Here is a 13,505-nt window from a genome sequence, read left to right on the forward strand (position 1 = left end):
CCCCTCATCCCCGGCCCTTCTCCCCGGCGGGGAGAAGGGAGCAGCCTCGGCTCGCGCGGCGTTGGCGTGCGCGCGTTCAAGCAAAGGGGACAGTATACTGATTTTGATGTGGGCGCTCGCCAATCGGGCGATTCTGCCGAAAATCAGTATACTGTCCCCTTATGTACCGCCCGGGTTCCCCTGCCCTCCGCCTTGCACGGGTGGAGGGCAGAGGATGCCGCCCGGCCTCAGGAAATGAGGAAGGTATCGCGGCTGACGCCACGCGACTCGGCTTCGGCGACCCACTTGGGTGCACGGCCGCGTCCGGTCCAGGTCTTGCCGGTGGCGGGGTCACGGTACTTGGGGGCCACGGTGCCCTTGCTGGCCGACTTGCTGGCACGGCCGCCGCTGAACCCGAGGTCGCTGGGCTTGATGCCGTATTCGGCCATCTTCTGCTTGATATCAGCGACGACGTCGGCGATTTCCTTGCGGCGCTCTTCTTCGGCCTGCGCCTTCAGCGTTTCGATCTTGGTGAGAAGATCTTTATATTTGCTCATCTATTAATTACCCTCAAGTTGTGATTGATCGCTTGCACGAAGCCTTCAATAAGGCGGCGTCATCATAATAACTATTGCGGGCATTTAACAACCCTGACGATCTTTCACTCCGCAGAATCGCCGACGACCCGCAGCGTGCGTACAGCGATTCCCTCCGGAAAAAGCATTGCACCGCGATGCGCAGACCCGATTCATTCGTGACTGCATGGGATTGACGCCATGCGCCGTTTCTCGTTTGCCGCCCCCGCTCCTCACAGGAAACGAGTGCAAAAGGACCGGCGCACTTGGCTCGGTTCTGGTCCATTGCGCAGCGGTGAACAAGGGCAAGATCCGGTTTACTCGCACAGCGCGGTTGATCCGAACATCCGCAGCCCGGCGAGTCGCTTCCACCCGACGAAACGGCGTGGACCGAGGCCGCGGCAGCATGGGGCATGACGCAACGCCGGCGTCGTCAATTCCGCTTTGACGGACGGCCCCATCGACTCGAATACGAAACGATGCACGCCGCCGCCTCCCACCACCTTATCGGCTCTGGTTCGTGCGAACGGTGTGGCCGTCTGTTGCGTTCAGGGCTGAATCCAGCCCCGCCTGCCCATTGCCCTTCGTGCCAGCGTTGCTTGGCGCATTCCCGCCCTGCCCCAACTTACAGGGTTATCACTACCGAGCCTTCTCGCGAAGCCCGGAGATAGACGTTTATATGCGGCGAAATGCGCAGCGGGGACCTGCACTTGGCGGGTTCAGACTGCCTCGCCGCGCTTCGCGCTCTTGAGCCGTTCCGCCAGCCGCAGCAGCGTGACCAGCAAGGTCGGCAGGAAGGTGAGCGTGAGCAGCGTCGCCACCATCAGGCCGAACAGCACGATGGTGCCGGCGCCGGGAATGAAGACCAGTGGCCCCAGCCCGAAGATGGTGGTGATCATGGACATCATGATCGGCCGGATGCGCATGCGGACCGCCTCGGTGACGGCTTTCTCGATGCTCTGCCCGCCCTGCTTCAGATTGTGGCGGGCCTGGTCGACGATCAGGATGGGGTTGTTGACCACCGTGCCGAGCAGGATGAGAAAGCCCAGCATCGTGATCATGTCGAAGGGCTGGCGGACGACCAGATTCAGCAACGCGAGGCCGGCGATGCCGCCGGCGATGCCCAGCGGCACGGTCAGCATGATGAGCAGCGGAAAGCCCCAGTGCACGAATATGGCCACCATCAGCAGGTAGCACAGCACCAGCGCCACCACGAAATTGCCCGAGAGGGATTCGCGCGTGGCCTGCAGCTGGTCGCTGGCGCCGGAGATGTCCATCTGCACGGCATCCGGCACCTCGCCGGAATCCTCCAGATAGCTGACGACGTCGTTCCGCACCAGGCCCACGGCCGTTTCCAGGGCGATGCTGCGCGGCGCGATGATATTGAGCGTGACCGTGCGATTGCCGTTCACGCGCCGGATCTCGTCGGTATCCACCGTCTCGACCAGCTCGGCGACCGCGGACAGCGGCACGACGTGGCCGGTGGGCGTGAACAGCGGCAGCTCCGGCAGACGCCCCAGATCCTGCGCATTGCCGGCGTCGCTGAAGGCGAAGATGTCGATCTTCTCGTCGTCGAGGAAGAACTCGTCGACGAAGGCGCCGTCGGAGAGCGCGGCCACGGAGAATCCGAGACTGTCGGCGTCCAGACCCAGCTCGGCGGCGCGCGCCCAGTCCGGGCGGATCTCGATGAGGGGCTGGTCCAGCGACAGCGCGCCGGGGTCGGAATTGATCTGCGGGTTGCCAAGCACTTCCTCGGCGCGGCGGTACACCTGGTCTGCCACGGTGTAGATCGAAGCCAGGTCGGGCCCGGAGATATCGACGTTGACCGAGCGGGTGCCGCCGTCATTGCTCGAGATGATCGAGCCGCGCGCGGCGAAGGCCCGCATGCCGGGATAGCGCTCGTACATCCGTGTGAGCGCCGCCATCAGGGCGTCGATATCACCCGGTGTCTCGGTCTCGCTGATGATGCGCAGGCCGGTGGGTTCCACCGAGAGATTGATGTAGCGGATGGGCGGGATGTCGGTCTCGCCGCTGGCGAAGGCGGCCCGGTCCGCGCCGATGTGGGGCCGCAGCTCGGCCTGCAGCTCGCGCGCGATGCCGAGCATCTCGGTGAGGTTGTAGCCCGGCGGCGCCGACATGCTGGCGAAGGTCTTGGGCTCCTCGCCTTCCGGCAGGTACTCGGCCGGCGGTGTCAGCCAGTAGAGGATGCCGCCGATGACGCCGACGATGACCGCGAGGTAGGCCCAGCGCCGCGCCGGCCGCGCCACCAGCCACGCCACTGCGCCCACCGTCGCGTGCTTGAAGCGCGAGTCCGCCACCCGGGAATCATCCGCGAAGTTGATGCGCGCGCTCGCCGCCGGCACCAGCGTCACCGCTACCAGCATCGAGGTGAGGATCGATGCCGAGATCGCGACGGCGATGTCCGAGTAGAGCTGTCCGGCCTCTTCCTGAATGAACAGGATGGGTGCGAACACCAGCACCGTGGTCATGGTGGATGCCAGCACCGCCGGCCATACCCGGCGCACGCCGGCCGCCGCCGCTTCCAGCCGGCCGAGCCCACGGCTGCGCTCGCGCTCGATGGCCTCCAGCACCACGATGGCGTTGTCCAGCGTCATGCCGATGGCGAAGGCCACGCCCGCCAGCGAGATGACATTGATGGTGCGCCCCGCCGCCAGCAGCCCGATGAAGGCCGCGACGGTGCACAGCGGCACGCCGATGACCCCCACGAGCGTCGCCGGCATGGACCGCAGGAAGGCGAACATCACCAGCGTGGCCAGCACCGCGCCGATGGCGAGGTTCTGCCAGACGTTCATCACCGAGGCCTCGACGTAGCGCACGTCGTCGCTGATCAGCTCCAGGCTGAGACCCGCCGGTTCCATGACATCGCGATTGATGTCGGCCACCACCGGCGCCATCGCCTCCTTGATGCTGATGACGTTGGAACCGGTCACGCGGCGCACCGCCAGCATGATCATCCGGTCCTGACTGTCGAAGGCGACGCTGCGGATCTCGAAGTGGTCGAAGGCCACGCGCGCGACGTCGCGCAGCCGGATGAGCGCATCGCCGCGGCGCGCCAGGATGGTGTCCTCGAGGTCCGCGACCTCGTCGTAGCGTCCGACCGTGCGCAGCAGGTAGCGACGCTTGCCGCTGTCGATGTCGCCGGCCGAGACGTCGCGGTTGCGCGCGCGCACCGCGTCGCGCACGTCCAGCATGGTGAGGCCGCGCTCGGCCAGCGCACCGGGGTCGACGTGGATCTGGACCTGCCGCTCCGCCCCGCCCCAGATCTGCACCTGCGACACGCCGGACACGCGCTCCATGCGCGTGCGCACATTGTCGTCGATGAAATCCCGCATGAGGTCGATGTCCAGCCCCATCGGATTGCCGTCCAGCGGCGTGACGCGGTAGTACATGAAGGAGTTCTGCGAGAACGAGCTCGCCGACACCCGCGGCTGGTCGACGTTCTCGGGGTACGACGGCACCTGCGAGAGCGCGTTGTTGACGTCTATGAGCGCTTCCGTGACGTCGACGTCGAAGGGGAATTCCAGCTCGATGTCCGCATTGCCGGTCGATGCGTAGGACACCATGCGCGTGAGATTCGGGATCACGCGCAGGTATTCCTCCTGCTCGACCAGGATCTCCTTCTCGACGTCCTGCGGCGTTGCACCAGGCCAGGTCGTCTGCACACTGATGGTGCGCACGTCGAGATCGGGGATCATCTGCACCGGCACGCGCGTGGCGGCCAGAATGCCCAGCACCGCCACCACCAGCGCGATGACGGTCAGCAGGGTGCCACGGCGGAGGATTGCTTCAATCATGGGACGTGGTGTCCCCTTCGGCCCTCACCCCTGGCCCCTGCCCCTGGCAGGGAGAGGCAAGCGCGCTCGGGGTTGGCGCGAGAGCCCCTCTCCCCGCCGGGGAGAGGGGTTGGGGTGAGGGGGCCACCAGGCACAACACCCCATCAATCATCGCCGCCCTCCAGCACCTCGATGCGCTGCCCTTCGCGCAGCCGCTCGTTGCCGCGCACGACCACGCGGGTATCGGCTTCCAGCCCTTCGAGCACGTCCACCGCCTCGCCGCGCGCTGCGCCCAGTGTCACGCGCCGGCGCTGCGCGATGGTCTCGCCGCCATCGCCCTGCTCGACGGTCCAGACCACGGTGGTGCCGTCGGGATAGCGCGTGACCGCGTCACGCGGAATGCTGAGACGGTCCTCGACCCCGCCGATCGAGAAGGTCACGCGCGCCGACAGGCCGGGCAGGACGCGGTCGTGCTCGCTGGCGTCGACGACCACCCGGGCCAGGAAGGTGCGCGCCTGCGCATCGCTGACCGGCACCATCGCACCGATGCGCCCGGACAGCGCGCGATCGGGCAAGGCGTCCAGCCGCACCTCGGCCTCGTCGCCCTCGGCGAGGACGGCGATGTACTGCTGCGGGACCTGGACGTCCACGCGCACCCGGTCGGTGGCCACCAGCTCCAGGACCGCGGTGCCGGTGTCCACCCATTCGCCCGGATCGGTCAGGCGGGCGCGGATCACGCCGTCGAACGGCGCCACCAGCGCATGTCGCGCCACGCGCTCGCGCACTTCGGCGGCTTCGGCACGCAGCCGCTCCAGCGCCGCCTCCGCCAGCCGCGCCTCGGCCTGCTGGGACTTGTAGGTGGACGCAGGGATGCGTCCGTCGCGCGCCAGGGTCTCCTGCTCGTCGCGCAGCCGGCGGGCATCCTCGAGCCGGGTGCGCCCCTCGTCGACAGCGACCTCCGCGCGCGCCAGGGCCAGCTCCGCGAGGGTGTCATCGAGCATCAGCAGGGTGTCGCCCTGCGTCACGCGCGCGCCGGCATCGACGGCGACCGAGTCGACCAGACCGCTCAGGCGGGGTGAAAGCGACGCATCGCGCTCGGCGGTGACGCTGCCGGTGAGCGTCAGGGTGTCGCTGGCGGAGCGCGTCTGCGGCTGCACGACGCGCACTTCCGCGCCCTGCGCGATGAGCGCGCCGGACCATGCCCACAGGCACAGCCCGATCAGCGGGAACGAACGCCCGGGAAAGGTGAGGTTCACATTCGGATCCGCAGTATGCGTACGCGCAGACTACTGGAACTGTGGCTCCCGTGGCGCCTTGCCTAGGGGCTTGTTGCAGTGTCCGCATCCGAGGGATTCATTCGGGCTTGCTACACTGACTCCATGCGCTTTCGACGACTTTTTCTCGCGGCCGGTCTGCTCGCCGCCGGCACCGCTTGGGCCCAGGACAATCTCCGCTACATCGACGGTGGCCGCACCCTGGCGCTGCGCGAGGCGCCTTCGGGCGATGCCGAGCTGGTCACCTTCGTGGAGACCGGGCAGCAGATGGAGCTGCTCGAGTCCATGGGCGAGAACAGCTATGCGCGCGTGCGGCTGCCGGACGGGCGCGAAGGCTGGCTGGCAGCGCGCTTCCTCACTGAGCAGAAGCCGGCCGCCGAGCAGCTCGCGAGCACGCGCGAAGCGCTGGAATCGGAGCGCTCGCGCGTCACCGAGCTGGAGCGCCAGGTCGAACAGCTGCAGGGGCGCCTCGAGCAGGCCGCACCGGCGCTGGAGCTGGCGGACCGCAACGCCGAGCTCGAGGCCCAGCTGGAGGCCCGCCAGGCGGAACTGCAGCAGAGCCTCAAGGCCTATGACGCCGAGGTCGCGCGCCAGCGCACGCTGATCACCGGCGCGGCGCTGGTTGGCGGGGGCATCGTCTTCGGACTGCTGCTGCCGATGCTGACACGCGGCCGCAAGCGACGCGGGTACGGGGACCTCTAGCCCCGGACGCCTTTGCGGCGGGCGCTTTCGATGCGCTCGGCGTCGATCACGCAGCTTATCTCATAACCTTCGGACATATACCCTTTTGTGTCGCTGGGGGCGGGCGTACTATGCGCGCCCGTTCTTAGAGGACGTTCGCACCCGCAGCCATGTATCGCTACGACGCCATCGACAAGCAGCTCGTGAACGAGCGCGTCGCCCAGTTCCGCGACCAGACGCAACGCTACCTCGCCGGCGAGATCCCCGACGAGGAGTTCAAGGCGCTGCGCCTGCGCAACGGGCTGTACATCCAGCGCTTTGCCCCCATGCTGCGCGTGGCCATCCCGTATGGCCTCCTGTCGGCAGATCAGCTGCGCCGGCTGGGCCACATCGCGCGCACCTACGACAAGGGCTACGGTCACTTCAGCACGCGCCAGAACATCCAGTACAACTGGCCAAAGCTGGAGGAAGTGCCGGACATCCTCGCCGAGCTGGCAGAGGTCGAGATGCACGCCATCCAGACCTCCGGAAACTGCATCCGCAACATCACCGCCGACCACCTCGCCGGCGTGGCGCGCGACGAGCTCGTCGACCCGCGCCCCTACTGCGAGCTGACGCGGCAGTGGTCCACGTTCCACCCCGAGTTCAACTGGCTGCCGCGCAAGTTCAAGATCGCGTTCTCGTCGTCGACCACCGACCGAGCGGCGACGCAGGTGCACGACATCGGCGTGCACATCAAGCGCAACGAGGCCGGCGAGCTGGGCTACGCCATCTTCGTGGGCGGCGGCCTCGGCCGCATGCCGATGATCGGCCACTGCATCCGCGACTTCCTGCCCGAGGCCGACCTGTTCTCGTACCTCGAGGCCATCCTGCGCGTCTACAACCGGCTGGGCCGCCGCGACAACATCCATCGCGCGCGCATCAAGGTGCTGGTCAAGTCGACCGGTCCGGAAGCCTTCCGTGACATGGTGGAGGCCGAATGGCGGCAGCTGGACCACGCCCAGTACCGCCTGCAGCCCGAGGACATCGCGCGCATGCAGGCCTACTTCGCGCCGCCGGCCTACTCGGCCGACGCGGCCAGCGAGGACTTCCAGCGCAAGCAGGACGAGGACAGCGCCTTCGCCGCCTTCGTCAAGCGCAACGTGCACGCCCACCGGCAGGACGGCTACAAGGTGGTCTTCGTGTCGCTGAAGGCGAAGGGCATCGCGCCCGGCGACTGCACGGCCGATCAGATGGACGTGGTCGCGGACCTCGCCGAGCGCTACAGCTTCGGCGAGCTGCGCACCACCCACGACCAGAACCTGGTGCTGCCCGACGTCGCCGAGAAGGACGTCTACGCGGTCTGGCAGACGCTGGCCGGGCACGGCCTGGCGACGCCCAACATCGGGCTCGTCACCGACATGATCACCTGCCCCGGCCTGGACTTCTGCTCGCTGGCCAATGCCGGCTCCATCGGCGTGTCCAACGAGATCTTCGACCGCTTCGAGTCGCTGGACTACCTCTACGACGTCGGGCCCATCAAGATCAAGATGTCCGGCTGCATGAACGGCTGCGGCCATCACAGCGTCGGCCACATCGGCGTGCTGGGCGTCGACAAGAAGGGTGAGGAGTGGTATCAGATCACCCTCGGCGGCTCGTCCGAGAACGACGCCACGCTGGGTGATCGCACCGGGCCTTCCGTCGGGCGCGAGAACGTCGCCGAGGCGGTCGAGACCATCATCCGCACCTATCTCGAAGTCCGCGAGGGCGAGGACGAGGTCTTCCTGGACTGCTATCGCCGTGTCGGCATGGCGCCCTTCAAGGCGGCGCTGTACCCGGACAAGAGCAAGGCGGAGGCCGCCTGATGGCCGCGATCATCCGTGACCGCGCGGTGGTCGAGGACGACCGGCGCCTGCTCGGCGAGGACGACGCGCTGCCGGGCGATGACACCCCGGTCATCGTGACCTGGGAGCGCTGGCAGACGCTGCTGGACGGCACCGCCGAGGACGACGGCCGCCACCCGGCCGCCGGCGTGCTGATCCCCAACACGCTGGATCTGGCCGAGGGCTGGCCGCTGCTGCAGCATCGGACGGTCATCGCGCTCGACTTCCCCGCCTTCCCGGACGGCCGCGCCTATTCCCAGGCCCGCCTGCTGCGCGACCGCTACGGCTTCCAGGGCGAGATCCGCGCCACCGGCCAGGCGGTCGTGCGCGATCAGCTGCACGAACTCGACCGCTGCGGCGTCAACGCCTTCGCCCTGCGCGACGACCAGGACCCGCAGGGCTGCCTGAAGGCCTTCGAGACCTTCAGTGACGCGTACCAGCCCGCCTGCGATGGCGTGGAGCCTATCTGGAAACGGCGGCGCGAGGCGGCGGCCGGCTGATACGCCGGCGCGGATTGCCCCCCTCACCCCAACCCCGCTCCCCGCGGGGAGCGGGGCTTTCGGTGCCCAGGCCGACCAAGCGATACGGAATGAGCGCTCCCAGACGACGACTTAGGGACGACGACTGGGGGACAGTATATTTATTTCCGTGCCGCAAGCGCGTAGCAGGCCCCGGGCACAAGCCAATAAGTGCACTGTCCCCGGTTCTGTCTGTCCCCCTCTGCACGCTACTGCCCCCTGGTCGCACCCCATCGCGCGGCTTGCACCCGGCCTTTGCGCTCTATTTTCGGGGACGGTATACTGATTTCCTGTTCTTGCCCGGAAATCCCATGGCCCGCCTCGCCCGCGTCGTGCTCCCCAACGTGCCGCACCATGTCACGCAGCGTGGCAACCGGCGGCAGACGGTCTTCTTCAGCGATGCCGACTACGCCGAGTACCGGGGGCTGGTCGCCACCTATGCCGCCAGGGCCGGCACCAGAATCCTTGCCTACTGCCTGATGCCCAATCACGTGCACTTCGTGATGGTGCCGACGTCCGAGGACGGCCTGCGGGCGGCGCTCGCCGAGGCGCACCGCCGGTACACGCGAGCCATCAACCTCCGGCAGGACTGTCAGGGCCATCTCTGGCAGGAACGCTTCCATTCCTACCCGATGGACGAGTCGCACCTGTTGCAGGCCATGCGATACGTGGAGCTCAATCCGGTACGCGCCGGACTGGTCGAGGACCCGGCGGCATGGCAGTGGTCGAGCGCGGCGGCGCATCTGCACGGCAAGAGCGATCCGCTGGTGGACCCGGCCGACGTCAAGACCATCGTGGACGATTGGGCCGCGTACATGACCGACGGACTTCCCGCGGATGAGGTCGAGATGCTGGAGCGACACCTGCGCACGGGGCGCCCGCTTGCCGACGACAAGTTCCTCCAGAAGGCCGAGAAGCTCCTGAACCGTCCCCTGCGTCGCGGCCGCCCGGGGCGGAAGGCGCAGCCGAGCACCACCGCGGAATAGGCATACCGTCCCCCGGATTCGTACCCCCGGATTCCTTGCGGGGCGGACGTTTCGCCCCCGGCTTCCCGGCTCAGGTGCGGTTGCGGAGCCAGTTGATCAGGCCGCCGGCCTGCAGCAGGGCGAGCTGGCGCTCGGAGAGGCCGTGCATCAGTTGAACCGGCTTGCCGTCCACGGTCGCGGTGACCTCGGGGCCGGCCGCCAGGGCCCGGTGCAGGTCCTCGAGCACGATGGTGCTCCCCTGCCCGACGGCGTCGGCATCGTCGGGATTCGCGAAGGTCAGTGGCAGCACGCCGAAATTGACGAGGTTCTGCCAGTGGATGCGGGCGAAGTGCTTCGCGACTACCACGCGCAGGCCGAGATAGCGCGGCGCCAGTGCTGCGTGCTCGCGTGAACTGCCCTGGCCGTAGTTCTCGCCGCCGACGATGGCGTGGTTGCCCGTCTCGCGCGCACGCCGGGGATAGTCGGGATCGATTCGGTCGTAAACGAAATTGCTGATCTCGGGGATGTTCGAACGGTACGGCAGCACCTCGGCACCGGCGCGCATGATCTCGTCGGTGGAAACGTTGTCACCCACCCTGAGCAGCACCGGCAGCTCCAGGGCGTCCGGCAGGCCTTCGCAGTCGGGCAGCGAGGCGATATTGGGGCCCTTCACCAGCTCGACCTGACGCGCGATCTCCAGCGGCAACGGCGCCTGCAGCATGGTGTCGTTGACCACCGGATCCTCCGGTTCGCCGGCGCTCGGACACGCGAAGTCGAGTGTGCGCGGGTCGGTGATCTCGCCGCGTAGCGCGCTGGCGGTGGCGGTTTCCGGGCTGCACAGGAAGACCGCGTCCTCGGGCGTTCCGGAGCGGCCCGGGAAGTTGCGCGGCGTGGTGCGCAGCGAGTTGCGCCCGGTGGCCGGCGCCTGGCCCATGCCGATGCAACCGTTGCAGCCGGCCTGGTGCAGGCGCGCGCCACTGTGCAGCAGCGGGCCGAGCCATCCGTCGCGGGTCAGGGTCTCGAGCATCGCGCGCGAGCTGGGGTTGACGTCGAAGGAGACCTTCGCGTCCACGGCACGCCCCTCGACCATCTTCGCCGGGACCGCGAAATCGCGATAACCGGGGTTGGCCGACGAGCCGATGTAGGCCTGGTAGAGCGGCTCGCCGGCGACCTCCGATACCGGCACCACATTGCCGGGTGACGAGGGCTTCGCGATCAACGGCACCAGCTCGGAAAGATCGATGTGATCATGCAGTTCGTATTCACAGCCGGTGTCGGCGGTCAGCTCGTGCCAGGCGTCCTCGCGCCCCTGCGCATGCAGGTAGCGTCGCGTGGTGGCGTCGGACGGAAAGACCGTGGTGGTGGCGCCGAGCTCCGCCCCCATGTTGGCGATGACATGCCGGTCCATGGCCGAGAGACTTTCGAGACCCGGCCCGTGGTACTCGATGACGCGGCCGACGCCGCCCTTGACGCCGTGCCGCCGCAGCATCTCCAGCACCACGTCCTTGGCCGAGACCCAGTCAGGCAGCGTGCCCGTGAGCTCGACACCCCAGATCTCCGGCATCTTCATGTGGAAGGGCTCGCCGGCCATGGCCAGTGCCACCTCCAGACCGCCGGAGCCGATCGCCAGCATGCCCAGCGACCCGGCTGCCGGCGTGTGACTGTCCGAGCCGAGCATGGTGCGGCCGGGCGCCCCGAAGCGCTCCTGATGCACCGCGTGGGAGATGCCGTTGCCCGGCCGCGAATACCAGACGCCGAAGCGCTGGCAGGCGCTCTGCAGGAAGACGTGATCGTCGGGGTTCCTGTAATCCTCCTGGATCAGGTTGTGATCCACGTACTGCGCCGACAGCTCGGTCTGCACGCGATCCACCCCCATCGCCTCCAGCTCCAGCATGACCATGGTGCCGGTGGCGTCCTGGGTGAGGGTGTGGTCGATGCGGATGCCGATCTCGGATCCGGGCGTCATCTCGCCGGAGACGAGGTGATCGCGGAGCAGCTTGCGGGCGACGTTGGCCGCGTCCTGTGCCATGGGCTCGTGTCCTTTGGCAATGAATCCTCAGGCTAACGCAGGCGCGGTTGACGGACGCTGAAGGCGGGGACCGGGAACCGGGGCAGCGCCCAATGAATTAATATACTGTCCCCGATGTTGCTTGACGAGCCTCGTTCCCCTCTCCCCGCAGGGAGAGGGGCTGCAATCCGGGGCGAGGAGACCGTGCAAAAAGAAAAACCCCGGCATCGCTGCCGGGGTTTCGTGTGCTTCGACTGGCTCCGCGAGTTGGACTCGAACCAACGACCCAGTGATTAACAGTCACTTGCTCTACCGACTGAGCTATCGCGGAACAGGGCGCGCATTCTAAGGGCCGGGTGTTGTCGCTGCAACACTGGCGACGCGATCTCAGGCGCCGAGCAATGTTCCCAGTCGCTCGACCGCCGCGTCCAGCACCTTGTCACTGGTGGCGTAGGACAGCCGCATGCAGCCCGGGGAGCCGAAGGCGGACCCGGGCACGAGCGCGACCCTGGCCTTCTCGAGGATGTGATTGGCGAAGGCGACGTCATCCTCGAAACCGGCCCTGGTCATGGCTTCCGAGAAATCCGGGAAGGCGTAGAAGGTTCCGTCGCCGGCGTGACAGTGCACGCCGGGCAGCGCCGCGAGCCCTTCGACGAGCTTGTCGTGCCGGGCCCGGAAGGCCGCGGTCATCTCGCCGACACAGCTCTGGTCGCCGGTGAGCGCGGCGATGGCGGCGTCCTGGGCGATGGAGGTCGGATTCGAGGTGGACTGCGACTGGATGTTGGCCATGGCGCCGATCAACCAGTCCGGCCCGGCCGACCAGCCCAGCCGCCATCCGGTCATCGAGTAGGTCTTGGAGACGGCGTGGATGACGACCGTGCGCTCGTAGAGCTCGGGACAGGCATTGACGATGTTGGCGAAGGGCTCGCTCGACCAGAGGATCTTCTCGTACATGTCGTCGCTGGCGACGACGATGCGCGGGTGGCGCAGCAGCACCTCGGCCAGCGCCGCGAGCTCGGCCTTCGTGTAGGCCATGCCCGAGGGGTTGGACGGGCTGTTGAGGAACAGCAGTCGGGTCTTCGGCGTGATGGCGGCTTCCAGTGCTTCCGGCGTCATCTTGAAGCGGCTCTCGGCGGTGGTCGGCACGATCACCGGCTCGCCGTCGGCGAGCAGCGCCATGTCCGGGTAGGACACCCAGTACGGCGCCGGGATCAGAACCTCGTCGCCGGCGTTGAGCAGCGCCTGGCAGACGTTGTAGCAGGCCTGCTTGCCGCCCACCGAGGCGATGATCTGCCCCGGCTTGTATTCGAGGCCGTTGTCCTGCGCGTGCTTGTCGGCAATGGCCTTCTTGAGCGCGGGCGTGCCGCCCACCGGGGTGTACTTGGTCTTGCCGTCGCGCAGCGCCTTGATGGCCGCTTCCTTGATGTGCTCGGGCGTGTCGAAGTCGGGCTCGCCGGCGGCCAGCGACAGGACATCCTCGCCCGCGGCACGCAGCTCCGCGGCCTTGGCGGTGACCGCGAGGGTCGGAGAGGGCTTGATGCGGTTGACGCGCGCGGCGAGTGTCTTATCCAAGTGCGGTCCCTGCGGACAGTAAGGGCGGCGGCGCGCAATAATACCCGGCTCACCTGCCTGCTTCATACGGCGATGCGCGACGACGATGCGAAGGAAGTGGGTTCGACGACGGACAAGACCGTCCGACTGGAGCGCCGACGCGAGAGCGCCTTCACGCTGGCGTCCGAATGGCCGCCGGCCGGCGACCAGCCCGAAGCCATCAAGCAGCTCGTGGCCGGCCTCAACGACGGCCTGCTGCACCAGACGCTGCTCGGCGTCACCGGCTCGGGCAAGACCT

At 67.6% G+C, this 13,505-nt stretch carries 10 protein-coding genes and 1 tRNA gene; 5 read left to right on the forward strand and 6 right to left on the reverse strand.

The annotated features are described in order from the left end of the window. Positions 1–227: 227 nt before the first annotated feature. The 3 genes from KAH28_RS02620 to KAH28_RS02630 form a co-directional block, all read right to left on the reverse strand. Entirely contained in the window at positions 228–536 is a 309-nt protein-coding gene (locus KAH28_RS02620) for an H-NS histone family protein (protein ID WP_290574252.1), read from the reverse strand. A 737-nt stretch (positions 537–1,273) separates the two neighbouring features. After that, entirely contained in the window at positions 1,274–4,369 is a 3,096-nt protein-coding gene (locus KAH28_RS02625) for an efflux RND transporter permease subunit (RefSeq protein WP_290574253.1), read from the reverse strand. Positions 4,370–4,512: 143 nt separating this feature from the next. After that, positions 4,513–5,604: an efflux RND transporter periplasmic adaptor subunit gene (locus tag KAH28_RS02630; RefSeq protein ID WP_290574254.1), complete on the reverse strand. Its 1,092-nt coding sequence runs from the start codon at positions 5,602–5,604 to the stop codon at positions 4,513–4,515. Between the two features lie 123 nt (positions 5,605–5,727). Between KAH28_RS02630 and KAH28_RS02635 the strand changes: the two genes are divergently transcribed. The 4 genes from KAH28_RS02635 (at position 5,728) to KAH28_RS02650 (ending at position 9,669) form a co-directional block, all read left to right on the forward strand. Next, the gene (locus KAH28_RS02635) at positions 5,728–6,324 is read left to right on the forward strand and encodes a TIGR04211 family SH3 domain-containing protein (protein WP_290574255.1); all 597 of its coding nucleotides are present in this window, start codon (positions 5,728–5,730) and stop codon (positions 6,322–6,324) included. 149 nt (positions 6,325–6,473) lie between these two features. Next, complete coding sequence (locus KAH28_RS02640) at positions 6,474–8,147, forward strand: nitrite/sulfite reductase (protein WP_290574256.1); 1,674 nt, start codon at positions 6,474–6,476, stop codon at positions 8,145–8,147. After that, positions 8,147–8,665, forward strand: a complete 519-nt coding sequence (locus tag KAH28_RS02645; protein WP_290574257.1) for a DUF934 domain-containing protein — start codon at positions 8,147–8,149, stop codon at positions 8,663–8,665. Before KAH28_RS02640 ends, KAH28_RS02645 begins: the two co-directional genes overlap by 1 nt. A gap of 329 nt (positions 8,666–8,994) precedes the next feature. Further along, entirely contained in the window at positions 8,995–9,669 is a 675-nt protein-coding gene (locus KAH28_RS02650; protein ID WP_290574258.1) for a transposase, read from the forward strand. Between the two features lie 70 nt (positions 9,670–9,739). Here the strand turns inward: KAH28_RS02650 and KAH28_RS02655 are convergent, their stop codons facing one another. From KAH28_RS02655 to KAH28_RS02665, 3 genes are all read right to left on the reverse strand, one after another. Further along, positions 9,740–11,677, reverse strand: coding sequence for an aconitate hydratase (locus tag KAH28_RS02655; RefSeq protein WP_290574259.1), 1,938 nt, complete (start codon positions 11,675–11,677; stop codon positions 9,740–9,742). Positions 11,678–11,911: 234 nt separating this feature from the next. After that, positions 11,912–11,987, reverse strand: a tRNA-Asn gene (locus KAH28_RS02660). 56 nt (positions 11,988–12,043) lie between these two features. Then, a complete protein-coding gene (locus tag KAH28_RS02665; RefSeq protein ID WP_290574260.1) occupies positions 12,044–13,228 on the reverse strand; it encodes a pyridoxal phosphate-dependent aminotransferase in 1,185 nt (394 codons plus the stop codon). 72 nt (positions 13,229–13,300) lie between these two features. On the opposite strand from KAH28_RS02665, the gene KAH28_RS02670 reads away from it, so the two are divergent. After that, on the forward strand, positions 13,301–13,505 hold a 205-nt coding region (locus KAH28_RS02670; RefSeq protein ID WP_290574261.1), incomplete at its 3' end, for a hypothetical protein.

It is taken from the genome of Algiphilus sp. (assembly GCF_023145115.1).
Taxonomy (GTDB): Bacteria; Pseudomonadota; Gammaproteobacteria; order Nevskiales; family Nevskiaceae; genus Algiphilus.

What these genes read in the sequence shown, in the direction of transcription:
- KAH28_RS02620 (WP_290574252.1), bottom strand. Translation starts at nt 536, where the DNA reads ATGAGCAAATATAAAGATCTTCTCACCAAGATCGAAACGCTGAAGGCG.
- KAH28_RS02625 (WP_290574253.1), bottom strand. Translation starts at nt 4,369, where the DNA reads ATGATTGAAGCAATCCTCCGCCGTGGCACCCTGCTGACCGTCATCGCG.
- KAH28_RS02635 (WP_290574255.1), top strand. Translation starts at nt 5,728, where the DNA reads ATGCGCTTTCGACGACTTTTTCTCGCGGCCGGTCTGCTCGCCGCCGGC.
- KAH28_RS02640 (WP_290574256.1), top strand. Translation starts at nt 6,474, where the DNA reads ATGTATCGCTACGACGCCATCGACAAGCAGCTCGTGAACGAGCGCGTC.
- KAH28_RS02645 (WP_290574257.1), top strand. Translation starts at nt 8,147, where the DNA reads ATGGCCGCGATCATCCGTGACCGCGCGGTGGTCGAGGACGACCGGCGC.
- KAH28_RS02650 (WP_290574258.1), top strand. Translation starts at nt 8,995, where the DNA reads ATGGCCCGCCTCGCCCGCGTCGTGCTCCCCAACGTGCCGCACCATGTC.
- KAH28_RS02655 (WP_290574259.1), bottom strand. Translation starts at nt 11,677, where the DNA reads ATGGCACAGGACGCGGCCAACGTCGCCCGCAAGCTGCTCCGCGATCAC.